General features: G+C 48.6%; 23 protein-coding genes. 8 read left to right on the top strand and 15 right to left on the bottom strand.

Annotated features, from left to right (window positions below; translation table 11 throughout):
• Window positions 1–9: 9 nt before the first annotated feature.
• On the bottom strand, window positions 10–348 hold the full coding sequence (locus TK45_RS05315) for an MGMT family protein (RefSeq protein WP_131257600.1): 339 nt from the start codon (window positions 346–348) through the stop codon (window positions 10–12).
• 51 nt (window positions 349–399) lie between these two features.
• Here TK45_RS05315 and TK45_RS05310 point away from each other — a divergent pair, with 51 nt between their 5' ends.
• Window positions 400–954: a tRNA-uridine aminocarboxypropyltransferase gene (locus tag TK45_RS05310; protein WP_131257599.1), complete on the top strand. Its 555-nt coding sequence runs from the start codon at window positions 400–402 to the stop codon at window positions 952–954.
• On the opposite strand, the gene TK45_RS05305 is transcribed toward TK45_RS05310, so the two are convergent.
• The 3 genes from TK45_RS05305 to cysE form a co-directional block, all read right to left on the bottom strand.
• A complete protein-coding gene (locus TK45_RS05305) occupies window positions 881–3,508 on the bottom strand; it encodes a DUF3857 domain-containing protein (protein WP_131257598.1) in 2,628 nt (875 codons plus the stop codon). The two genes, TK45_RS05310 and TK45_RS05305, sit on opposite strands and share 74 nt — an antisense overlap.
• 148 nt (window positions 3,509–3,656) lie before the next feature.
• The gene (locus tag TK45_RS05300) at window positions 3,657–5,720 is read right to left on the bottom strand and encodes a M13 family metallopeptidase (protein WP_131257597.1); all 2,064 of its coding nucleotides are present in this window, start codon (window positions 5,718–5,720) and stop codon (window positions 3,657–3,659) included.
• A 92-nt stretch (window positions 5,721–5,812) separates the two neighbouring features.
• A complete protein-coding gene (gene cysE, locus TK45_RS05295; RefSeq protein ID WP_131257596.1) occupies window positions 5,813–6,598 on the bottom strand; it encodes a serine O-acetyltransferase in 786 nt (261 codons plus the stop codon).
• 226 nt (window positions 6,599–6,824) lie between these two features.
• Here cysE and TK45_RS05290 point away from each other — a divergent pair, with 226 nt between their 5' ends.
• Window positions 6,825–7,058, top strand: coding sequence for a FeoA family protein (locus tag TK45_RS05290; RefSeq protein ID WP_131257595.1), 234 nt, complete (start codon window positions 6,825–6,827; stop codon window positions 7,056–7,058).
• Between the two features lie 51 nt (window positions 7,059–7,109).
• Complete coding sequence (locus TK45_RS05285) at window positions 7,110–8,927, top strand: ferrous iron transporter B (RefSeq protein ID WP_131257594.1); 1,818 nt, start codon at window positions 7,110–7,112, stop codon at window positions 8,925–8,927.
• 31 nt (window positions 8,928–8,958) lie between these two features.
• On the opposite strand, the gene TK45_RS05280 is transcribed toward TK45_RS05285, so the two are convergent.
• A complete protein-coding gene (locus tag TK45_RS05280; protein ID WP_131257593.1) occupies window positions 8,959–9,150 on the bottom strand; it encodes a CsbD family protein in 192 nt (63 codons plus the stop codon).
• A 191-nt stretch (window positions 9,151–9,341) separates the two neighbouring features.
• On the opposite strand from TK45_RS05280, the gene TK45_RS05275 reads away from it, so the two are divergent.
• The 5 genes from TK45_RS05275 (at window position 9,342) to TK45_RS05255 (ending at window position 14,661) form a co-directional block, all read left to right on the top strand.
• Window positions 9,342–9,791: a hypothetical protein gene (locus TK45_RS05275; protein WP_131257592.1), complete on the top strand. Its 450-nt coding sequence runs from the start codon at window positions 9,342–9,344 to the stop codon at window positions 9,789–9,791.
• Between the two features lie 144 nt (window positions 9,792–9,935).
• The gene (locus TK45_RS05270) at window positions 9,936–10,226 is read left to right on the top strand and encodes an autorepressor SdpR family transcription factor (protein ID WP_131257591.1); all 291 of its coding nucleotides are present in this window, start codon (window positions 9,936–9,938) and stop codon (window positions 10,224–10,226) included.
• Window positions 10,213–10,848, top strand: a complete 636-nt coding sequence (locus tag TK45_RS05265) for an SdpI family protein (protein ID WP_131257590.1) — start codon at window positions 10,213–10,215, stop codon at window positions 10,846–10,848. Before TK45_RS05270 ends, TK45_RS05265 begins: the two co-directional genes overlap by 14 nt.
• Window positions 10,849–11,129: 281 nt before the next feature.
• A complete protein-coding gene (locus tag TK45_RS05260; RefSeq protein WP_131257589.1) occupies window positions 11,130–13,538 on the top strand; it encodes a hypothetical protein in 2,409 nt (802 codons plus the stop codon).
• Between the two features lie 52 nt (window positions 13,539–13,590).
• On the top strand, window positions 13,591–14,661 hold the full coding sequence (locus TK45_RS05255) for a hypothetical protein (protein WP_131257588.1): 1,071 nt from the start codon (window positions 13,591–13,593) through the stop codon (window positions 14,659–14,661).
• A 4-nt stretch (window positions 14,662–14,665) separates the two neighbouring features.
• Here TK45_RS05255 and TK45_RS05250 read toward each other — a convergent pair whose 3' ends face one another.
• The 10 genes from TK45_RS05250 to TK45_RS05205 all read right to left on the bottom strand — a co-directional run bounded on the left by TK45_RS05250 (window position 14,666) and on the right by TK45_RS05205 (window position 22,855).
• Window positions 14,666–15,814 (bottom strand): AI-2E family transporter, encoded by a 1,149-nt coding sequence (locus TK45_RS05250; RefSeq protein WP_165490709.1) that lies wholly within the window; start codon window positions 15,812–15,814, stop codon window positions 14,666–14,668.
• Window positions 15,815–15,930: 116 nt separating this feature from the next.
• On the bottom strand, window positions 15,931–16,347 hold the full coding sequence (locus tag TK45_RS05245) for a F0F1 ATP synthase subunit epsilon (RefSeq protein ID WP_131257586.1): 417 nt from the start codon (window positions 16,345–16,347) through the stop codon (window positions 15,931–15,933).
• Window positions 16,348–16,395: 48 nt separating this feature from the next.
• Entirely contained in the window at window positions 16,396–17,778 is a 1,383-nt protein-coding gene (gene atpD / locus TK45_RS05240) for a F0F1 ATP synthase subunit beta (protein WP_131257585.1), read from the bottom strand.
• 30 nt (window positions 17,779–17,808) lie between these two features.
• A complete protein-coding gene (gene atpG, locus TK45_RS05235; protein ID WP_131257584.1) occupies window positions 17,809–18,669 on the bottom strand; it encodes a F0F1 ATP synthase subunit gamma in 861 nt (286 codons plus the stop codon).
• Window positions 18,670–18,723: 54 nt separating this feature from the next.
• Window positions 18,724–20,265 (bottom strand): F0F1 ATP synthase subunit alpha, encoded by a 1,542-nt coding sequence (atpA, locus tag TK45_RS05230; RefSeq protein ID WP_131257583.1) that lies wholly within the window; start codon window positions 20,263–20,265, stop codon window positions 18,724–18,726.
• Window positions 20,266–20,278: 13 nt separating this feature from the next.
• Window positions 20,279–20,812, bottom strand: a complete 534-nt coding sequence (gene atpH / locus TK45_RS05225; protein ID WP_131257582.1) for a F0F1 ATP synthase subunit delta — start codon at window positions 20,810–20,812, stop codon at window positions 20,279–20,281.
• A 12-nt stretch (window positions 20,813–20,824) separates the two neighbouring features.
• Window positions 20,825–21,295 carry a F0F1 ATP synthase subunit B gene (atpF, locus tag TK45_RS05220; RefSeq protein WP_131257581.1) on the bottom strand — a complete coding sequence of 157 codons (471 nt, stop codon included), beginning with the start codon at window positions 21,293–21,295 and terminating at the stop codon, window positions 20,825–20,827.
• 50 nt (window positions 21,296–21,345) lie between these two features.
• A complete protein-coding gene (gene atpE, locus TK45_RS05215; protein WP_131257580.1) occupies window positions 21,346–21,573 on the bottom strand; it encodes a F0F1 ATP synthase subunit C in 228 nt (75 codons plus the stop codon).
• Window positions 21,574–21,660: 87 nt separating this feature from the next.
• A complete protein-coding gene (gene atpB, locus TK45_RS05210; RefSeq protein ID WP_131257579.1) occupies window positions 21,661–22,461 on the bottom strand; it encodes a F0F1 ATP synthase subunit A in 801 nt (266 codons plus the stop codon).
• 13 nt (window positions 22,462–22,474) lie between these two features.
• Window positions 22,475–22,855, bottom strand: a complete 381-nt coding sequence (locus TK45_RS05205; protein WP_165490708.1) for an ATP synthase subunit I — start codon at window positions 22,853–22,855, stop codon at window positions 22,475–22,477.
• Window positions 22,856–22,905: the final 50 nt, after the last annotated feature.

Genomic DNA, 22,905 nt, shown 5'->3' with positions numbered 1-22,905 from the left:
TGTTTTCTCTCAGTATTGCAATGTAAATAACATCTCATCCAGGCTGGGTTGCCACTGAAAATCGCGCAGCTTGACCCGATTATTCAACACCACGACCCCCTCTTCCTGCAACAATCCGGTTTGCAGAGTACTGTGCGCCGAGCCTGATGGAAATGCAATCTGCCCGTTGCTGCGCAGAACCCGATACCAGGGCACCACCATTTGTTCTGGCACAAAACCCAGTGCTTTGCCCACCAGCCTGGCACGCCCGGGCAACCCTGCCAGATCGGCGATTTGGCCATAGCTGGCGATTTTGCCGTAAGGGATGGCCTGAACCGTTTGCCAAATGCGTTGATAATGTTGTTTCATACCCGCTAACTCATTTGTCCTGCTGATTTACGCAATCTATCGCGCTTCACTATGCCAGAATCTCCACGTCGTCCGTATTGTCCCACATGCCACTACCCATTACGGGTGTGCCTGTGTGACAGCGTAACGCGAATAGATAACAACTGTCAGATCCTGATTCTGCAGCATCCCAGCGAAGTATCTGTGGCAAAAAATACCGCGCGTTTACTGGCACTGAGTTTAAATCACTGCACCATTGCCATAGGTGAGCAGCCGGCAGATTTTCAACATCTGTCTATCGCGGACGATGCGGTTGTGTTGTATCCCAATCCTCACAGTCAGCCGCTCTCAATACCGAACGCCCCAACTGCGCCTCCGAGCCAACTTATTCTGTTGGACGGCACCTGGCGAAAAGCCTATAAGCTGTGGTGCAGTAACCCCTGGTTACACCAATTGGCCATCGCGCATCTCGACTCACCACCGCCAAGTACCTATCAGCGCTGCGCCAAAGGTGAACAGCAACTTTCAACGCTGGAAGCCTGCACGTATGCGCTCAGTGTGTTAGAGGGGTGTGATCCTCAACCGCTGTTATCCTTACTGGCTGCTCGCCAACGGGCCGGTTTTTGACGCTACGCTGATTAAACGTCGCTTTCACTGATTGGTTAAGAGCCAGATATATCACCCAAATGACCTCAACGAGCATAACCAACAACAGGTAAGCGAAATCCAACAAAGTAAATTCGACTTGCTGTCTCCCGATAATGCCGACCAACGCGGCATCTACCATGCCCAAAAGCACATCTGCAACCAGCAACACACAAAATACCGGAACAAAGGTGTGGCGTCGCTGTAGATACAACAGGCTAACGGCGAAAAGCCCACTTAACGTTAGAATCATTAAGGCCAGTTCGGCTTCAATCAACTGTAAAAAGCCGCTGGAATAGGTTTGTGCCAACTCAGTCCAATTTTGCTGGTCGAAATAATCACTGAAATCGCTTATTCCATTGATTGTGTATCCCAACGCAATCAGCAAAATAACGCCATTTATTGCCATAGTGACCGATGACGATGGCATCCCCTCTGTATATTGGACAGGATTAGGATCGCTACGAAAAATTAACCATATAATCGCCATTCCAGCCAAGCCAGCAAATACCACTACATACCAAAGGTTGTGCTTTACCTGTTCTTCATTTTGCAATTCGCCACCATCTTCGCTTGGTGCTCTAGGTTCAGCAGGCTGAGTGGTTTTAATGATTTGCGACGTTTTACGCGAGATCTGATAGTAACCGGCTTCATACGCGTTCTGCAGGTTTTGCTTGTAGAGTGCAAAATCCTGCGGATTTACCACATCAGTTTTAGAGTAGTAGTCATAGGCTATAGTCAGAACGCCATCACTGAATGTTACGTTTTTCGTGTAACTGAACGCCGGATCATCGACCGCTAGTTGCTGCTCCTCCATACTAGAGCCTGGTTCAAGCAAAATACGAGTGACATGGGATAGGTGCAACGGATACTCAATGGCAAGAGGCATCGTTCGAGTGTCCTCTTCCGGCACTTTGAGGTGGTCATCCATTAAAAAAGGTTCAAACTGAATCGCGATTTTTGGCTCGTTTTCCACTGGTTGCCAGGCATCATCGTGCTGGTAAAACTCTGTCGTGGTAACAATGTTTTCTTTGTAATCATAATCAATACGTAAAGGAGCGCGCAGCGAGATGCCCGGATAATATTTTTGCGTAAAACCGAGATAATCTTGCTCCAACGCAACCTGACCCTCTTCCGCCAGTTCGCGTCTTAGGTCATCTGCATAAAACCCTTGATAGGTCGCAATGATTTTATACATCATGTTGTTGCTTCTGGATGTCAGATCAATTTCTTCAATGACCCGTTTTACCTGTTGCTGCTTTGCAGGTGGAGGTAAAGAGACCAAGTCTCGCTGTCCCTCAATCAGAGGCAAGGCATGGTGACGATTCGGTTGATACAAAGTGTCTAACGAGCCCTGCTGGTGTTGTCTGGTCGGATCCAACCAATAGGTTTGTTCACCCAGCGCAACTTGTACTAGTAGATGATTGAAACCGTACTGGGCAGGCAAAAACTCGGGCAACGCCTTGCCCAACCGCTGGTGAACCAGCGCTATTTTTGACTCAATCCCCTGCGAACGAAGCAAACTTAGTAACAATAGTGCTTTGTCTTTTACGTCCGCGAATCCCTGTTGTAACACCTGGCTTGGCGGCAACGGCAACTGCGCGTGCAGTCCCATATCCGGATCCACGAAACGAATGCGGTCCTGGACATAACTCAATGCCTTAAGTGCTTTTTGCTCCTGATTCATCGACTCAGCAAATAATTGCTGCGCCAATTTCAAAATTGCAGGGTCTCGCTCGCGGCTCTCAAATCTCGGCAACATCCACCCAACGACCTGCTGCCAGGATGCAAAGTCTGATATCTGTACGTAAGGAAAAGGTTGAAACGAATTGGGATAATCTTCATCCGGTTTTATCCCAGCCACATTGTCTATTTGCAGCAGGAAGCTCTGGTCATCAGACTCATCGAATGTCGCATCTGAACGGTGGTAACGGAACGAAAGAGGCGTCTGCGACCTGTTTACCAAGCGATAAGATACTTTGCCGACTGATGTCCTCCAGGCCAAATCCAACCATATGGCAAAATGGCCGGCAAAAAGCGGATTTTCGCCAACGCGGGAAAAGCTGTACTCGACCACATCACCCACCTGAACATCATGCAACAATACGCTCAGCTGCTGGTCCTGGTTATACACCCGACTTTGCGCATCGTTTGCAGCAGGCTTAACATCGATCTTCGCTAAATGAAGTTGTGAGATACGTTGTCCATCACGGATGACATTCAGTGCATGGAGCTGTAACTGCTGATAACCAGGCGTAAAATCGATGGTAATGCTCGCTGCATCATCAATTCCTTCTGGGCTAGTCACCTGACTCACATAACGGTAGAAGCGGCTACTGTTTTGCTGGGCTAACAGATATTGGCGGTCAACCAATAACCAGGCACGCCCCTCATTATTTTGCTCATCAGATGCCAACGCGGCTGGAATGGATACGTCCATTACCCAATCTGGTGTCGCCACAACCTGATAATCTTGTGCAAAACTACTGTTGATAAACAGTAAGCAACATACTGCCCAAACAATCCGCTTTAACATCTCGCTTCCCTTCACGATAACATGATGATTTTTATGCTTTATCTGAGCAACTTTACTGTTTTTATTGTGCCAAGAACAGCGCTCAGCCCATTACCAGGCCAGCAATAAAAAGCCCCCGACAGGCGGGGGCTTTTAAATCACCAATACATTACCAGATTTTGACCCGTTGCTCCGGTGCCAGATAAAGCGCATCACCGGGTTTTACATCAAACGCAGTGTAGAATTCAGGCACGTTTCGTACTGATCCATTGGCACGGAATTTCGCTGGACTGTGAGGATCAGTGGATACCTGAGTGCGCAGTGCTTCTTCGCGCTGCTTAGCTGCCCAGACCTGGCCGAAACCAATGAACACCCGTTGATCACCGGTAAAACCATCCATCACCGGCGCTTCCTGGCCATTCAGCGATAAATGATAGGCTTTCAGCGCGATACTGATGCCACCTAAATCACCGATGTTTTCACCCAGGGTGAATTCCCCATTCACGTTCAAATCTGGCAGGGCCTGGAAACCGCTGTATTGCGCTACGAGTTCGCTGGTGCGACGTTTGAATTCGTCGCGGTCGTTGTCGGTCCACCAATTACGCAACACACCATCACCATCGAAGGTACTGCCGGAGTCATCAAATCCATGGCCGATTTCATGACCGATCACCGCGCCAATACCACCATAATTGACGGCATCTTCCGCTTCCATATTGAAAAACGGCGGTTGCAGAATCGCTGCAGGGAAGACGATTTCATTGGACGGCGGGCTGTAATAGGCATTAACCGTCTGTGGCGTCATGTTCCACTCATATTTACGCACCGGTCCCTGCTGTTTCTCCAGCATTTGTGCGTACTTCACTTCTGCCGAGCGACGCAGGTTGCCAAACAAATCGTCTTTACTGATAGTCAGCGCAGTATAGTCCTGCCACTTGTCCGGATACCCGATCTTCGGTGTGAATTTAGATAACTTATCCAGCGCCTGTACGCGGGTTTCTTCGGTCATCCAGTCCAACTGTTTGATGCTTTGCTCATAGGCCAGCAACAGGTTCTGCACCATTTTTTCCATGCGAGCTTTAGCTTCAGGCGGGAAGTGCTTCTTCACATAAACCTTGCCAATGACCTCACCCACGTGGCCATTGAGCAGGTTAACCCCACGACGCCACTGAGGAAGTTGCTCTTCAACGCCCTGCATTACTTTGCTGTAGAACTCAAAGTTGGCTTGATCCAGCGCGTCATTCAGGCGTGCGGCGTTAGCATTAACCAGGTGCCACTGCAGAAACGCTTTCCAGGTGTCCATATCTGTGTCCTGAATAATCTGATTCAGGGCCTTCATGTAATCCACCTGGGTGACGACCAACCCGTCCAACGAGGTCAGCTGCATGTCGCGCATAAACACATCCCATGCAAAGTCCGGCATCAGATCCGACAACTGGTCCAGGGGATATTTGTTGTACAGAGCAACCATGTCGCGGGTCTGCTCTTTTTTCATATGCTCGCCGGCAATGCGGGTTTCCAGCGCCATAATGCTTTGCGCTTTGGCCTCAGCGCCATCAATCCCTGCCAGAGTCAGCACAGTAGCAATATGCGCCTGGTATTTTGCGCGAATATTGCGGGTTGCTTCATCATCTTTGAAATAGTACTCACGCTCAGGCAGACCAATGCCACCTTGCCAGGCGTAGATCATATAGGTTTGTGGATTTTTGAAATCGACATATTGGTTAATTGCAAACGGCGCGCCGTATCCGTAACGGTTGGCATAGGCAAAATAGGCAGCCAGGTCCGTTTTGTTTTGTAAAGCAGCAATTTTTGCCAGCTCAGGCTGCAATGGCGTTACCCCTAATGCGTTACGGGTGTCCATGTCCATATAGGAGGAATACAGATCGCCGACCTTTTGCTCGTCGCTGCCCGCCGCAAAATTGCCCGCGGATGCCTCATTGATGATCGCCATCACATCTTCCTGGGATTTCTCGTGCAGGATATGGAAAGCGCCATAGCTGGCTTTGTCTGCCGGAATATCGGTTTTTTCCAGCCAGGAGCCATTCACATACTGAAAGAAATCATCTCCTGGCTTAACACTGCTATCAAAATTTTGCAGATAAACGCCAGATTCGAGTTGTTCAACGGGTTGCTGAACAATTGTTTCAGAAGAATTTGTACGTTGTTCCGGGGCCTGGCTACAGGCGCTGAGTGCGCAAGCACAGGCAAGCGCAATGAGAGAGTAACGCATGGTGTGTTCCTGTTTATTATTATCAATCTGTACTTTGACAGAACCGCTTAAAAACACCAGTGCAGGACTACAAATGACATAGTCTGTTACAGTTATTCGTCTTCTAACACATTCTGCTGCATACTTTCGCACGGTCGGGTACAGCGCGGTTTACCGACGACTTTAGCCGGCACGCCAACCACAGTCACATGAGGCGGCACATCGCTGAGTACCACACTCCCAGCACCGACCTTACTGCCTTCGCCAATTTCAATATTGCCAAGGATTTTTGCGCCAGCACCAATCATGACGCCCTGTCTGACTTTCGGGTGGCGATCCCCTGATTCATTGCCGGTACCGCCCAGTGTTACCGATTGCAATAGCGATACGTTGTCTTCAATCACACAGGTTTCACCAATAACAATACCTGTCGCATGATCAAACATGAGGCCCTTGCCCAATCTCGCAGCAGGATGAATATCCACACCATTGACGGCGGAATTACGACTTTGCAGAAATAACGCCAGATCGCGACGTTTATGCTGCCATAGCCAATTGGCCAAACGATGAATTTGAATGGCCTTAAACCCTTTAAAATAAAGCATGACAGATAGACAAGCGCTTACCGCAGGATCGCGCTGTAGGACAGCTGTGACGTCCGCGATGGCATCGTCCACTAATTCAGGACTGAGCAAATAAGCCTGATCGATCATTTCCCGTAACGCCAGCGCAGACACGGTTTCATCACTAATGGTGTCGCTCAGCATATAACTCAGTGTGGATTCGATGTTGTGATGCACCAGTACGCAGGCATGCAGATAGCTACTCAGTAACGGTTCGCTTTGCGCAACCAGCTGTGCTTCCTGTTTTAACTGCAACCAAAACTCTGTCGAATTCATATCACCATCCCCAGCAAAGGTTAATGTCAGCATAAGATCAGTTGGTCACTTGAGCAATGCGCAGATCATTCTGTGCAACAGGATCAATCACCAGGTAAAAACATGACCTGACGCAAAAAAAACGCTGTATTACTTACTTTCCGCTGGTTTTTCAGCGGTCAGCTATTGTCCGGAACGAAAAATAAGCTAATAATAATAATTATCATTTAGACGCTGGAGCACACCAATGACGTTATGGGAAATCCCTGCAAAAAATTCTGCTCAGATTGACGCCTTAAGCCAGGCGCTAAATCCGGCCGTGGCGGCACGTCTAAGTGAAATGGGCTTTACTCCGGGACAGGACGTATATTGTTTGCGTCGCTCGCCATTACAGGGGCCACTGGTTGTACAACTGGGAGACTGCGTGTATTCACTGGAACGCGATGTCGCCAACCAAATTCATCTCGCCCACGCTAGCTAATATTCGATTTTTCACTGCCCTGAATGAGGCAGTGACAGTTCAGGTAGTTTAATGAAACGCATTATTCTTGTCGGCAAACCCAACTGCGGTAAAAGTCTGCTGTTTAACCAGCTCACCGGACTACGTCAGAAAGTAGCTAATTTCCCCGGTGTCACGGTGGAACTAAAAAGCGGACAGTTTAAAGAATTTGAGCTGGTGGACTTTCCGGGCACCTACTCACTGCACACCTTATCCAAAGATGAGGAAATTGCGGTCGTTAAGTTAAAAGAGGCCATGCAACAAGAGAACACAGCCGTCGTAGTCTGTGTGCTGGACGCGACGCGCATGGAGCGTAGTTTGGTGTTCGGTCTTCAGGTTCAGGCACTTGCCAAGGCCCATGACAAAACCGTGGTGTTTGTGCTGAACATGATCGATGAAGTGCGTCGCTATGGTTTCGATATTGATACCACCCAACTTGCCGATGAACTGGGCAGCCCGGTGTTTGCTTTGTCTGCCAAAACCCTGATTGGTTTGAGCGAATTTCAAAAAGCGCTGCCCGAAATTGCCAGACAGCCTGAGCAATACCGCAATGAACAGTCTGCCATCGCACCCGAGAACGCGCTGATCGTGGCGCGGGAACTGAGTAAGAATCACGGTGTAAATGCGGACGTGGTGCTGAAAAAGCAAAACCGCATCGACAGCTTCATGCTGAATAACGTCTTCGGTGGCGTCGCCTTCCTGTTTATCATGTTCTTTTTGTTCCAGAGTATTTTTACCTGGGCCACACCACTTATGGATGCAGTGGAATTCGCAATCGGCGAACTGGCCGTGTGGGTGACAGGCTTCACTGGCGAGGGCATGACAACGGACTTCTTGTCAGATGCTATTTTTGGCGGGATTGGGTCATTTTTAGTGTTTGTACCGCAGATCATGGTGTTAACCCTGATTATCGGTGTCCTAGAAGACAGCGGTTATCTGGCCCGCGCGGCGCTGATTTGCCACAAACCTTTGAGTTACTTTGGTCTGTCAGGCCGTAGCTTTATCCCTTATCTGTCAGGTCATGCCTGTGCTATCCCGGCGATTATGGCGGCACGCACTATCGAGTCTCCACGAAAACGCCTGTTTACCATGATGACGATTCCGCTGATGTCATGCTCGGCACGCCTGCCAGTTTACGCTTTACTTATTGCCGTATTAATTCCGGCAGATGCCACCCTGATGGGCATCTTTAATCTGCAAGGCGTGGCGTTCTTTGGGCTCTATTTATTTGGCATTGTAACAGCGCTACTGGTGAGCTTTTTTCTGCATAAATTTACCCACCAGCATGACGAAAAGTCGGATATGCCATTTATTCTTGAGTTGCCGACGTACCGCTTACCCCACTGGAAACCCCTTATGTACCGGGTCGTTAACAGTGGACTGGCCTTTATCAAACGCGCTGGTCCGGTAATTTTCTGGGTGTCCGTGGTTATTTGGGTGTTAGGCTACTTCCCGCAACATGGTGGTCTGGAAAACAGCTATTTGGGTAAGATTGGTCATTTCATTGAGCCAATCTTCGAGCCATTGGGATTGGATTGGCGCTACGGTGTAGCGATACTGATGTCTTTCCTTGCCCGCGAGGTATTTGTTGGTGCGCTAGGTACTCTGTTTGGCATTGAAGGCGCAGACGAAAATATCAGTGGGCTGGCAGAAAATATTCAAGCCGATGGCTTAGCCCTGGGCGCAGGTATTGGCTTGCTGTTGTTCTACGTTGTGGCATTGCAATGTGTCGCTACGGTAGCGGTACTTCGGGCCGAGACTGGCAAAGCCAGAATCGCAGCAGGGTTGGTGGTCGCTTATGGCCTGCTGGCTTATATCATTGCGTTACTGGCAGCAAACCTGATTAACTAATAAAAACGCCGGCTAACGCCGGCGTTTTTGTTTATCGCAGGTATTTGTCTACCTCATATTCCGCCTGATCGCGGGAATAACCGTAATACTCCTGAATTTTGCCCACCAACTCATTGCGATATCCATCTATCACTTCCAAATCGTCGTCGGTAAGCCGCCCCCAACGTTGCTGGATTTTGCCTTTCACTTCATTCCAGTTACCTTCAATGCGATATTTGTCCATCGTGTCCTCCACAACATAGTGTTAATGCCAACCGGTCTAGCAATTACAACCTGGCACCTCAGACCGCCCACTAAGTGTAGCGGAGGAAAATAAAAATCCAGCAAACGACACAGATTGAAACAGTTCAGATTGTTGGCCACATAATGCCTTTGCTAATCTAATCAATCAGTTAATCAGGAATCGAAGACACTATGCGGATTTTGACATTAGTCGGAGCGTTATTTGCCTCCTCAGCCTTGGCAGATACTTCACCAATCTCCCCAGTTCAGGCTTTATTTGATGGCATGCGCGAACATAATAGCGAAAAAATTTTGGCGCAATTTACGGATAACGCCACCCTGAAACGGGTAAAGCCGGATGGTCAGATTCAGCAAACTGACATTGGCAAGTTCGCCACCAGCATTGCTAATCATCCTAAATATCTGGACGAACAGTTACTGTCTGTGAACATTGCGGTCGAGGGCAATCTGGCCAGCGTATGGACCCCGTTTGCATTTTATATCGATGGCACGCTGAGCCATTGTGGCAGCAATCATTTTACCGTGGTGAAGGTGCAGGAGAGCTGGAAACTCCTCGATGTTATTGATGTGGGGTACGAAGGCAACTGTGAGGAATTCATTCACAACAACAAAAAGCCATAACGACCACTCAAACACGAGTCTTCCTAAGCGTCTGTCACACAGGCGCTGATTGCGGAACTTGCTGTGTTGATTTTTTTGCTTGACTAATTAACCATTTAGTTAAATAGTTAATTAGCCATTGAATATCAGGAAATCCATCACCTAATGAACGATGTATACCGCGCGCTATCCGATCCAACCAGACGGAAAATACTCGAATTGTTAAAAGTACGGGAAAAAAGTGCCGGAGAACTAGCAGACCACTTCGACATGAGTAAACCCGCGATGTCTAAACATTTTACCGTTCTGAAAAGCGCAGATTTGGTTTACTCACGACGCGAAGGCAATCAGATTTATTACGGCCTGAATCTGTCTGTTTTACAAGAGGCTCTAATGGGGCTTATGCAGGCATTTGATCTGGGCAAATCAGGGAGTAAAGACAGTGAAAATAGTTAGTTGGCTGAGTATTTTTCTAACACTTATCGTTATGGCAATAGCATGGTCATGGTTACCTGAAGGGGCGATGGTACCGATTCATTGGAATTTAAACGGCGAGCCCGACAGTTTCACCAACAAATGGACCGCATTTGCAATATTTCCATTAGTGCAACTGGGTTTACTGGCATTACGTGCATGGCTGCCAGCAATCGAGCCGCGCAAAGACAACATGCATGGGTCAAAGCAGGGTTACTCGCTGATGTTTACTGCGTTAATCCTCGCCATGTTTGCACTGCAGGTTGTCACTTTAGCGGCAACTTTAAAATGGATCTCGGAACCTGCCAGTGCCATCCTGTTGTGTATCTCATTGTTATTGATGGCATTGGGCAATTATTTGTCACGGGTGCGTTCCAATTTTTTCATTGGCATACGTACCCCATGGACGTTAAGCAACGAGCAAGTTTGGTATCAAACCCATCGGCTGGGTTCAAAATTATTTGTCGCCGCAGGTTGCATCGGTATTCTGGCGACATTGTTACCTGTCACCATAGGTTTTCGATTATTTTTGGTCGCGATCGTCATCGCCGCCCTAATCCCAGTTGTGTACAGTTGGTTTATCTATAAAAAAGAGACTGCGTAACTGTTTTATTCAAAAGTCCCCAGCTAGCCAACGCTGGGGACGATGAATGCGACAATAATTTACTCTCAATCCGCTCGCTCAACAGACAAAAATTTCCACCGGCCCGTAAAGTTAATTAACGCTTTGAATTAACAACCAAAAAGTAATGGAACAGCATGTTTCCTGCCACTTCAAAGCTTGGTTGTAATTGAGTAATTGCACTTCTTTGCTAGGTTTAAGTGTTGATCTGGCTGTCCATATTTTTCTTTTTTCACGGAACAATCGAACCTGAGAGGCCGCCCATGTCCCGACTACATCACACTAAATCAATGCTCACGCTATGTCTGTGTGCATCGCTTGCCGGCTGTTTTGGCAGCGATGATGACGACGAAACTCCCACCCCGAATCCCGAACCTGTCAATGCGGCATTAAGTGGTGCGGCATCAAAGGGAATAATCATAGGTGGCACTGTCACCGCCTATGAGATAGTCGATGGTGTCGTAACCGATACCGTGCTGGGCACGGCGACAACCGGCGATGACGGCACATACAGCATTAATATCGAAGGCGGTGAAGCTAAACTATTTAAAGTGGTCATCAGCGTGCCAACCGGTGGCGCCAGCATGAAATGTGATATGCCGGACGGTTGTGACGTGGATGGCGATGGCAACATTGATGCGGATACTGAAAGCTTTGGCAAAGTGATTCCTCTACCTGCCGACTTCACCTTATCTGCCATTGCCAGTCTTGCTGCGGATGCTACTTCAATTAGTACCAACGTCACCGTTTTAACTCAGGCTGCCGCATCAATTGCCGAAGCCAATGGCCTGACACCGGAGGCAGCAACTAATGCCAACAGCCAGGTGGCAGCGCTGTTTAATATCAGCTCGGGAGATGTGACCAATGTGCCGGTTATTGACCTGACCGATGCGGATTCCGTTAATGGCGCCAGCGAAGCTGACCTGAAAGCGGCGTTAACCTCTGTGGCAGTTGCCAATGCCGCTGCCACAGTCGCCGCGACCCAAGCTGGCACCAACGGAAATAACCTCGCCAATATCATTGCGGGGGTGAATAGTTTCGCGCAGACCATGGCAGCCAATAACGGGCAAATTGTGGCAAATGACGCTGACGGAGATAACACCACCGTCAGCCTGTCTGACGTGCTCGGTCAGGTATCCAATGTCGCGCTGACTGTTGCGACCCAAACGTTAGCGCTTACCCCTGAACAGTTTGAAAGTCAGGCTCCCGCCAGCTTAGTCGCGGTGCAACAGCAAGCCACCCAGCAACAACAGGTGGTCGAACTGCTGGACGAAGGCGAGCAAACCAACGCCGGGCCGTCTGATGAAATAAACAGTGACAACATGGCCAAAGTGAAGGCGATGGTTGCCGATGTGCGCAATCTGGAAGTAAGCCTGCAGCCTATCGCTGAAGCGTTTGATGGCACCAGCACATCTGAGGGTTTTGCCTCACAACTGGAGCAGGCATCTAGGGTGCTTGATAATGACTCCATGCTGGTATTCGATGCCATTACTCAGGCGGGGCTTGCATTTACCGAAGCATTCGAAGATTACAATGGCCAAACCTCGCTGCCAGCCGCTGCATATAACTTCTCGGCCAGTAACGGGCTGACCGTAGCCATGACGCCAGGCGCGTCACTCAGTGCTGCCGTAGCCAGCATTAATCAGGTGACAGTTGGTGAAGTGACTCTGGATATGACGGCAGATCTGAATGCGACGTTTGATGAGCAAACCACTGAAACGGATAATAGTGGCGAGGGCACGGCTACTGGCGACGTGGATATTATGATCAGTGGTACCGCGATGGACCGATTGGTCACGGTTACCCTGACAGAATTGAGCCTTGAAGCTGAGTTTAATGACCAATGGCAATGGTCATGGACAAATTCACAATCTGACACCGGCTACAGCTCCAGCAATACAGATAGTGGCACCTTTATGGGTGATATCAGCCTGCATGGCGATATTATGATCGCGCACAATTCCGGTGTTGTAGAGTCTCCGGCCAGTTTTGAAGGAGAAATCATGCTGGCGGTGACCGATTTAGTTGAAACCTATGATGACAGCTACAGCAATGAAGGCACCTTCAATCCGGATGGTACCGGCTCATACAGCTATATGCAGTCGTTCAGTAGTTCACTTAGCGTCAGTAGCCTCGACATAATGCTGGCCGGTAAGTTTACCCTTGGCAGCAATAATTTATCTGCAGTCTTAATGGGCAGCGCCAATGCACCGGAAGGCACTACGATTACCTTCGAAGAAATGAGCAGTTACGAAGGCTTCGAAAACTCCACCGGTGAGTTTGGCCAAAGCTATGAGAGTAGCTCCACTAACAATGAAACCGCCGAGGCCTACATGGCGGTTGAATTGAGTTTGGCCTTTATTGCAAATCTGCCGGGCATCGATGACCAGACGTCTTTGGCGTTTAGTCTGGAACGCAGCGGACTGGAAGATGTCATGGCGCATATCGATGCCACATGGACCGGCAATGACTATGATATCAGCATGGATTCTGCGCAGAAAATGGTTACGGTGACCAATCTGGATGGTGTCACGCTAACCATGCAGGAAGATGAAAATGAAGTCATTAGCGGCCATATCTCGTTGGAAGGCGAGCAATACGCCACTGTGGAAGAAACCAGCAACGGTGCCGTTATCATCCGCTACACTGATGGTGAATTTGAATCCTTCTGATCAAACCGATTAATCAGGGGGCTTATGCCCCCTTTTTTATGGATGAATGTTAATGCCCAAATTTTTACTGCTGATCGGTTTCTTCTCAGTTGTTACCCCGTCTTTCGCGCAAACCACGGAATATTTTCTGTCGGTTGATTCTCTGAGCATCAGCGACACCGTGCCTGTATACAGTTATTTTCATCAACTGGACGGGCAAAGTCAGAGCGGTAACTATGCCTTTACCCGTAATCAGTTGAAAGCCGGGGTACGCTATCCGCTCAACGCCCATAGCCAGATCGAATTATCTGCGTTGAGCCGCTATGACTATGGCCTGACATTCAGCCCGGACAGTTTCGATCTGTTTTATCGGGAAAAAAACAAGCTACCAGCACGGGAGAATACAAGCAGCGACATGGATATTAGTGCGCTTGAATTGCAAGGTGAAGGTATTGAACTGGCGCATGTTTATCAGGATAAACATTGGCGTGTTGTCACCGGGCTTAGTGTCGTGACTATAGCTAGGGTGCTGGACGGCACGCTCACCGGTCAGTTGATTACCGATAACGATAGTTATCAGGGCAATCTGTTCCTTGCCCAGCATTACACCCGCGATACGATTTTAGACAGACAAGTAAGCAAAGACAGAGGCTTGGGTTGGAGTCTAAGAATTGGTGTGGAATGGCACTATGATGATTTTGCTATCAGCTATCAGGCAGACGATATCACTTCCCGCATTTATTGGGATGAACTGGCGTTTACCGATGCAAGCCTGCAACCACGCTCGGTCAGTTTTGATGAAAATGGCTTACTAAGCGTAACCCCGAATATCACTGGTGATGAGGGCTATCAGACTCACCAACAATCTTTCGATGCATTACACAGATTGCATGCGCAGTATCACCTGAACGATAAGCTCACGCTAAATGGCGAAGTGATCCACTACCGGCAGCAATCTTTACCTTATATGGGAGCTGATTTCCCGTTGGCTGATAACAGCAGGATGTCTGTGGCATACGGGATAGCGGATAAGGCCATCGCTGTAGGTGTACAAACCGCAAAATTCAGCGCCAGGCTACAGCTTTCCAATATTGATTATCAGCAGGCCCGTTCAATCGGATTTAATATTGGCGTCACCTTTTAATTGCCTATTTTGCTTCGACCAGACGGATCCAGTGGGGTGCTTTGTCCATCTGCACTAAGACCAGCTTGATACACACCAGGATTGGCAGAGCCAACAACACTCCCGCCATCCCCCACAACCAGCCCATGCAGGCCAGCCATAAAATGACGATGAGGGGATTCACCTGCATTCTGCGCCCCAATACCAAAGGTGTGATTAATTGCGACTCAATAATATTCAGCAGCATAAACAACGTGGCGGGTGCCAACGCCATCAACGTGAGGTTGTATTGTACCAATCCTGCCATCAGCAACATGCTAAGGCTTATCACTGAGCCAACATATGGCACAAAGTTAAACAGCGCCACCACAGACCCCCACAGAATAAAATCCTGCGTACCAAGCAAGTAAAGGGCTGTAGCCGTCATAATGCCTAACCCGGCATTAATGGTGGCGACGGTAAAAATGTATTTAGATAGCTCAGACTGAATACTTTTAACGGTAGCTTTGACCTTGTCTTTATTGGTCACCTGTGGAAATTCATCGATGAAAACGGTAAACAATCGTCGGCCATAGACCAGAATAAACAGGGTTAAAATCACTCCTCCAAGACACTGGGCCAGAAATAATGGCGCTGCCAGTAACGAGGTAAACAGTAACTCTGCGCCGCCCTGTTCGATTCGCTCGGATACACTGGGCTGATTATCCGGTTTTTGTTCGGGCTCAGGCTCTTCTTCATCGCGACTAAACCAGGAGAAAAAGCCCGAATCTTTCTCTTCTTTTTTAGGCTCTTCCAGCTCCTGACGCGCTTCCTGCTCACCCAACTGCATGACCTGATTAAAAGACTCGACCTGTTGCTCTATATATAGGGTAAATTTAGGGACGGCCTTTAACCACTTCTCTGCCGGCTCTGCCAATTCAGCCCCCAACCACACCACAGGTGTCAGCAACACCGTTAACAATGTTACTGACGAGATAATCCGCGGAACGTGCGCCTGCTTGAGGCGGCTTACCAGCGGATTAAGCAACAGCGCCACTAACAAGGAAAACACCAGTGGAATAAGCAAGGATTGCGCGAAATACAGCACGGCCAAAACAGCAATCACCGCCAGCGTGTTCAAAGGCGTGATCAGTTTACGTGGTGATGTGGTGTGAGTAGATTGTGTGTCGCTCAAAGTCAGATCCCTTTCACTTTTGGCTCTACTGTATAAGTGTTTATGCGGAGAAAGCAAAATTCACCAACAAAAAACCCCGCATCAGCGGGGCTTTTTAATCAGTTATTCGCTTTAACTTACTTACGCAGGTTTTTAATCAGACGTAATTGCGCAATAGCCTGAGCCAGTTCGGCTGCAGCTTCTGCATAGTTAAAGTCGGTACCAGGATTCGCGATGTGCTCTTCTGCACGACGTTTGGCTTCTTCAGCTGCCGCTTCGTCAAGCTCTTCCGCACGTACGGCGACATCAGCCAGAACCACTACGCTGCTTGGTTGTACTTCTAAAACACCACCAGCAACATAAATGAATTCTTCTTCACCGAATTGTTTAACCAAACGCACCATACCCGGGCGCAGGGTCGTTAACAAAGGGGCGTGCCCAGGGTGGATACCCAGTTCACCTTCGCTACCTGTAACCTGAATGGTTTCAACCAGACCAGAAAAGATTTTCTGCTCTGCGCTTACTACATCCAGATGGACTGTCATGGCGGCCATTAACCCTCCTCAAGATTACTGTCCGGCCGGAGCCGGACGGTAACTGTGTTATTTTTTGGCTTTTTCGATCGCTTCGTCGATTGAACCAACCATGTAGAAGGCTTGCTCCGGCAGGTGATCGTAATCGCCAGCCAGGATACCTTTAAATCCACTGATGGTGTCTTTCAGAGAAACGTACTTACCTGGTGAGCCAGTGAATACTTCTGCTACGAAGAATGGCTGAGACAGGAAACGCTGGATCTTACGGGCACGAGATACTACTTGCTTGTCTTCTTCAGACAGCTCGTCCATACCCAGAATCGCGATAATGTCTTTCAGCTCTTTGTAACGTTGCAGTACTGACTGTACGCCACGGGCAGTTTCATAGTGCTCTTGACCGATTACCAGAGGATCCAGCTGACGAGAAGTTGAATCCAGAGGGTCTACCGCAGGGTAAATACCCAGTGCAGCGATGTCACGAGACAATACAACGGTCGCGTCCAAGTGAGCAAAGGTCGTTGCCGGAGACGGGTCAGTTAAGTCATCCGCAGGTACGTATACCGCCTGGATAGACGTGATTGAACCAGTCTTAGTCGAGGTAATACGCTCCTGCAGAACACCCATCTCTTCTGCCAGCGTAGGCTGATAACCTACCGCAGATGGCATACGACCCAACAGGGCTGATACTTCGGTACCGGCCAGAGTGTAACGGTAGATGTTATCTACGAAGAACAGTACGTCACGACCTTCGTCACGGAATTTCTCTGCCATGGTCAGACCGGTCAGAGCAACACGCAGACGGTTGCCGGGTGGTTCGTTCATCTGACCATAAACCAGTGATACTTTATCCAGAACGTTTGAATCGTTCATTTCATGATAGAAGTCGTTACCTTCACGAGTACGCTCACCAACACCAGCGAATACAGAGTAACCACTGTGCTCGATAGCGATGTTACGGATAAGCTCCATCATGTTTACGGTTTTACCTACACCGGCACCACCGAACAGACCGACTTTACCACCCTTAGCGAATGGACAAACCAGGTCGATTACCTTGATACCCGTTTCTAACAGTTCTACCGCGTTAGATTGATCTTCATAAGAAGGGGCTTCACGGTGGATAGACATACGCTCTTCTTCACCGATTGGACCCGCTTCATCAATTGGGTTACCCAGTACATCCATAATACGGCCCAAAGTCGCTTTACCGACCGGAACCATGATAGGTGCACCAGTATTTTCTACAGTCAGACCACGACGCAGACCGTCTGTGGTACCCAGAGCGATAGCACGTACTACGCCACCACCTAACTGCTGTTGTACTTCCAGAGTAAGTCCCTGCAGATCACCTTCAGTAACCTTCAGTGCGTCATAGACTCGTGGTACCGCATCTTGTGGAAACTCGATGTCCACAACGGCGCCAATGATTTGGACGACCTTACCTTGACTCATGATATTTCCTCTTAAATTAAAAACCTTTGCCTACACCGCAGCTGCACCGCTAACGATTTCGCTGATTTCCTGCGTAATCGCTGCCTGACGCGCTTTGTTGTATACCAGTTGCAGATCGTCGATCAGGTTGCCTGCGTTATCTGTTGCGGCTTTCATCGCGACCATACGCGCAGCCTGCTCAGACGCGAGGTTTTCTACAACACCCTGGTATACCTGAGATTCAATGTAACGAACTAACAGCATGTCCAGAATTGGCTTAGCATCTGGTTCGTAGATGTAATCCCAGTGGTGGGTTAATTTGTCTTCTTCAGATTTTGGCAAAGGTAACAATTGCTCGATTTTTGGCTCCTGCGCCATAGTGTTCACAAACTTGTTGAACACCAGGAACAAGCGGTCAATCTTGCCTTCGTCATAGGCATTTAGCATGATGCGAACCGCACCAACTAAATCCTGTACAGACGGGTTATCACCCAGACCTGACTCTGCCGCCAACACTTCACCGCCAAAACGGTTGAAAAACGCGACTGCTTTTGACCCCAGCGCAGCGAAGTCAACATCGACTCCCTGCTGCTTCCAGGATTTGATTTCTTTCGCGACTGCCTTGAATTCGTTAGCGTTTAAGCCGCCACACAATCCACGATCAGATGAAATCACAATATAGCCAACGCGTTTAACTTCACGTTCTTCCATATATGGATGACGATATTCAAGGTTGGCATGGGCAATGTGACCAATCACTTTGCGCATGTTCTCAGCGTACGGACGGCTGGAAGCCATGCGTTCCTGCGCACGTTTCATTTTTGACGCAGCAACCATTTCCATCGCGCTGGTGATCTTCTGAGTATTTTTGATACTCCCGATCTTACCTTTTATCTCTTTACCGCCGGCCATGACTATCTCCTCGATTACTCAACGACGGATGCGCCTTGCGGCGCATCACACTGATTACCAGGTTTGGGTTTCCTTGAACTTAGTCAGCGCTTCGTTCAGGGTCGCCTCAATATCGTCGTTGTAGTTACCAGTTTGGTTGATAGTGGCCATCAGCTCAGCATACGTGCTGTTCATGAAAGAGTGCAGGGCCGCTTCAAAATCCAGAACTTTGTTCAGTTCAACAGACTTCAGGTAGCCTTTCTCTACTGCGAACAGTGATACCGCCATGTCTGCAACAGACAGTGGCGCGAATTGCTTTTGCTTCATCAGCTCAGTTACACGCTGACCATGCTCTAACTGAGCACGGGTTGCGTCGTCCAAATCAGAAGCGAACTGAGAGAACGCTGCCAATTCACGGTACTGAGCCAATGCCAGACGGATACCACCACCCAGCTTCTTGATAATTTTGGTCTGTGCCGCACCACCTACACGAGATACCGAGATACCCGCGTTAACCGCAGGACGGATACCCGCGTTGAACAAGTCAGTTTCCAGGAAGATCTGACCGTCAGTAATCGAGATTACGTTGGTAGGTACGAATGCAGATACGTCACCCGCTTGCGTTTCGATGATTGGCAGAGCGGTCAATGAACCGGTTTTGCCTTTTACTTCACCGTTAGTGAAACGCTCTACGTACAGCTCGTTTACACGGGCAGCACGTTCCAGTAGACGTGAGTGCAGATAGAATACGTCACCCGGGTAGGCTTCACGACCTGGTGGACGACGCAGCAATAATGATACCTGACGGTAAGCAACAGCTTGCTTAGACAGGTCATCGTATACGATCAGCGCATCTTCACCGCGGTCACGGAAGAATTCACCCATAGTACAACCAGAGTATGGAGCCAGGTATTGCAGAGCCGCAGACTCAGAAGCCGATGCAGCAACGACGATGGTGTGAGCCATTGCGCCGTGCTCTTCCAGCTTACGTACAACGTTAGCAATAGTAGAGGCTTTCTGACCGATAGCGACGTAAATACACTTAACGCCAGTACCTTTCTGGTTGATGATGGCATCAACTGCCATGGCAGTTTTACCAGTCTGACGGTCACCGATGATCAGCTCACGCTGACCACGACCGATTGGAATCATCGAGTCGATAGACTTGTAACCAGTTTGCACTGGCTGGTCTACTGAGCGACGGTCGATTACACCCGGAGCGATTTTCTCAACAGGTTCGAAACCGTCAGCCTCAATAGCGCCTTTACCATCGATTGGCTCACCCAGGGTGTTAACCACACGACCTAACAGACCACGACCAACTGGTACTTCTAAGATACGGCCAGTTGACTTAACTTTGGTGCCTTCTTGCAGGTCCGCATATGGACCCATTACAACCGCACCTACAGAGTCGCGCTCTAAGTTCAGTGCGATAGCGTAGCGGCTACCCGGAAGCTCAATCATTTCACCCTGCATGACATCTGCAAGGCCGTGAATACGAATGATACCGTCGGTAACACCAACGATAGTCCCTTCGTTACGAGCTTCACTTACTACATTGAACTGTTCAATACGTTTTTTGATCAGTTCAGCAATTTCAGTGGAATTCAGTTGCATCCTCAGTTCCCCGTTATGCTTGCAACGCGTCGGTCAGACGGCTCAAGGTGCTCTTCACAGAGCCATCAATTACCGTATCGCCGGCCTTAATAACCAAACCAGCTATCAGGGTAGAATCGACGTTACAATTCAGCTTAACTTTACGTGCCAGACGTTTTTCAAGTGACGCGGCAATTTTTTGTGTCTGTTCATCAGAAAGCTCGACAGTCGATGTCACCTGGACATCAATTTCTTTGTCGTACTCCGCTTTCAGTTCGTTGAACAGCGCTAATACAGCCGGCAACGCTTTCAGACGTCGATTATCTGCCAGAACACGAATAAAGTTCTGGCCGGCTTCGTTGAGTTGTTCGCCACACACCTGTACAAACAGGTCTGCCAAGCTATCTGCTGCCAGCGCGCCAGTCAGTAATTCCTGAATTGCGTCGTTAGCAGAGACTTCGGCAGCAAACACTAACATTTCCTGCCAGTTCTCAACGGCATTATTCTCGACCGCATAGGCGAAAGCAGCTTTAGCGTAAGGACGAGCAATGGTTGTCATTTCAGACATCAGCCATTCTCCTTACAGTTCAGCGACAAGTTTTTCAACAATGTCAGAATGTGCAGCTGCATCGATTTCACGTGCCAGAATTTTCTCTGCACCTACAACCGCTAATGTAGCGACTTGCTTGCGCAGTTCTTCTCTTGCACGGTTGCGTTCCGCATCAACCTCAGCGTGACCCTGAGCGATGATTTTCTCACGCTCGCTGTGACCACGTTGGGTCTCTTCGTCAACGATTTGGCTGGCACGTTTTTTAGCCTGCTCGATAATTTCCGCGGCCTGAGCCTTGGCGTCTTTCAGTTGTTCACTGGCTTTTTCCTGAGCTAAATGCAGGTCTTTCTCTGCACGCTCAGATGCCGCCAGGCCATCTGCAATTTGTTTTTGACGGTTTTCGATCGCTTGCATGATTGGTGGCCATACATATTTCATGCAGAACAACACAAACACGATAAACGCGATACTTTGACCGATCAGAGTGGCGTTGATATTCACAACAGCTCCCCTTTATAAAAATTGATCGTTACGGGTTAAGTGGCGTTAACTTACGCGCCCAGAACGAACAACATATAAAGAGCGATAGCTACACCGATCATCGCGATTGCGTCGATCAGACCAGCCACGATAAACATGCGAGTTTGCAACTGAGCAGCCAGCTCTGGTTGACGAGCTGAAGACTCCAGGAACTTACCACCTAACAGACCGAAGCCGATAGCTGGACCCAGAGCGCACAGACCAATCAGGATACCTACTGCGATGTATAATTCACCCATTTTATTTCACCTTTTTAAAGTTAAAGTTAATGTTAAAAACTTGATTTTATTAAACTTTTTACTAATACAATTTGTTCAAAAACAGTATTAGTGGTCTTCGTGAGCCATGCTCAGATAAACAATGGTCAACATCATAAAGATGAAGGCCTGTAACGGGATTACCAGCAAGTGGAATACCGCCCATACAAAGTGCATTGGTAACTGGTAGAAACCAGTTAACGCAATCAGGATAAAGATCAGCTCACCGGCGTACAGGTTACCGAACAAACGCAGTGCCAGAGACAAAGGTTTAGCAAACAGGGTAACCAATTCCAGAATCAGGTTAACCGGTACAAACGCCCAGTGGTTAAATGGCGTAAAACTCAGCTCTTTCAGGAAGCCACCAGCACCTTTAACCTTGATCGAGTAGTAGATCATCAGGACAAATACGCCCAGAGATAGTGCGAACGTCATGTTCAGGTCTGTGGTGGGTACGACTTTCATATAAACATGATGCGGATCCATGCCAAATGCATGTTCACCGATTAGCATTGCCAAACCAGGCAGCCAGTCAACCGGTACCAAATCCATCAGGTTCATCAGCAATACCCACACGAAAATGGTCAGTGCCAATGGCGCAATTACCGGGTTTTTACCGTGGAATGTGCTTTTTACCGTGGAGTCTACGAAATCAACGATTAACTCAACCGCAGCCTGTGTTTTGCTTGGCACACCGCTAGTCGCGTTTTTCGCTACACGACGAAAAATCCAGAGAAAAAGAATACCCAGACCAATTGACCAACCTAATGTATCGATGTGCCAGGTCCAGAAACCTTCACCGACGCTCGCGTTGGTTAAGTGGTGCAAGATGTATTGTGAGGAGGTTTGTCCACCTTCAGTTGCAGCCATGATTTACCCTACTTTAAAGTTTTACAAAAATCGTTACGAACCACTGACTGGCAGTAGTAGCAGCGTAAGTGAGTAACATGACCGACAATATCAGGCCTGACCACTGGTACACTGCGCAGAACAATCCGATACTAATAAGCAATTTCAGGGATTGTCCGCGATAAATATTGCGCATGGTTTGTTGCAACTGGCTGGCACCCACGGTGCGAAAGAAAAACCAGCTGAAAATCATGAACGGGAGGATACAGGAAACACCACCTGCAAGACCTGAAATAGCGCCATTCATGCCATACATCGCCCCGCTTATTGCACTTGCTAAGCCGGTCACGACCAGCTGTGCTATCAGTATTTTTGCGGCAATTGCCCGGCCTGCGGCAGCCAGTGGCGATATCAAAATTTTCTTAACCTATTCTTAACAAACAGACTCAAAAAGCAGCGGAATTA

This window comes from Bowmanella sp. JS7-9 (assembly GCF_004329715.1).
Taxonomy (GTDB): Bacteria; Pseudomonadota; Gammaproteobacteria; order Enterobacterales; family Alteromonadaceae; genus Pseudobowmanella; species Pseudobowmanella zhangzhouensis.
Note: the sequence above shows the minus strand (reverse complement) of the source record. Positions and strands in the feature narration are given on the sequence as shown.

Excerpts from the sequence above, each read along its gene's own strand:
- TK45_RS05315 (WP_131257600.1), bottom strand. The coding sequence starts at position 348 with ATGAAACAACATTATCAACGCATTTGGCAAACGGTTCAGGCCATCCCT.
- TK45_RS05310 (WP_131257599.1), top strand. The coding sequence starts at position 400 with ATGCCAGAATCTCCACGTCGTCCGTATTGTCCCACATGCCACTACCCA.
- TK45_RS05305 (WP_131257598.1), bottom strand. The coding sequence starts at position 3,508 with ATGTTAAAGCGGATTGTTTGGGCAGTATGTTGCTTACTGTTTATCAAC.
- TK45_RS05300 (WP_131257597.1), bottom strand. The coding sequence starts at position 5,720 with ATGCGTTACTCTCTCATTGCGCTTGCCTGTGCTTGCGCACTCAGCGCC.
- cysE (WP_131257596.1), bottom strand. The coding sequence starts at position 6,598 with ATGAATTCGACAGAGTTTTGGTTGCAGTTAAAACAGGAAGCACAGCTG.
- TK45_RS05290 (WP_131257595.1), top strand. The coding sequence starts at position 6,825 with ATGACGTTATGGGAAATCCCTGCAAAAAATTCTGCTCAGATTGACGCC.
- TK45_RS05285 (WP_131257594.1), top strand. The coding sequence starts at position 7,110 with ATGAAACGCATTATTCTTGTCGGCAAACCCAACTGCGGTAAAAGTCTG.
- TK45_RS05280 (WP_131257593.1), bottom strand. The coding sequence starts at position 9,150 with ATGGACAAATATCGCATTGAAGGTAACTGGAATGAAGTGAAAGGCAAA.
- TK45_RS05275 (WP_131257592.1), top strand. The coding sequence starts at position 9,342 with ATGCGGATTTTGACATTAGTCGGAGCGTTATTTGCCTCCTCAGCCTTG.
- TK45_RS05270 (WP_131257591.1), top strand. The coding sequence starts at position 9,936 with ATGAACGATGTATACCGCGCGCTATCCGATCCAACCAGACGGAAAATA.
- TK45_RS05260 (WP_131257589.1), top strand. The coding sequence starts at position 11,130 with ATGTCCCGACTACATCACACTAAATCAATGCTCACGCTATGTCTGTGT.
- TK45_RS05255 (WP_131257588.1), top strand. The coding sequence starts at position 13,591 with ATGCCCAAATTTTTACTGCTGATCGGTTTCTTCTCAGTTGTTACCCCG.
- TK45_RS05245 (WP_131257586.1), bottom strand. The coding sequence starts at position 16,347 with ATGGCCGCCATGACAGTCCATCTGGATGTAGTAAGCGCAGAGCAGAAA.
- atpD (WP_131257585.1), bottom strand. The coding sequence starts at position 17,778 with ATGAGTCAAGGTAAGGTCGTCCAAATCATTGGCGCCGTTGTGGACATC.
- atpG (WP_131257584.1), bottom strand. The coding sequence starts at position 18,669 with ATGGCCGGCGGTAAAGAGATAAAAGGTAAGATCGGGAGTATCAAAAAT.
- atpA (WP_131257583.1), bottom strand. The coding sequence starts at position 20,265 with ATGCAACTGAATTCCACTGAAATTGCTGAACTGATCAAAAAACGTATT.
- atpH (WP_131257582.1), bottom strand. The coding sequence starts at position 20,812 with ATGTCTGAAATGACAACCATTGCTCGTCCTTACGCTAAAGCTGCTTTC.
- atpE (WP_131257580.1), bottom strand. The coding sequence starts at position 21,573 with ATGGGTGAATTATACATCGCAGTAGGTATCCTGATTGGTCTGTGCGCT.
- atpB (WP_131257579.1), bottom strand. The coding sequence starts at position 22,461 with ATGGCTGCAACTGAAGGTGGACAAACCTCCTCACAATACATCTTGCAC.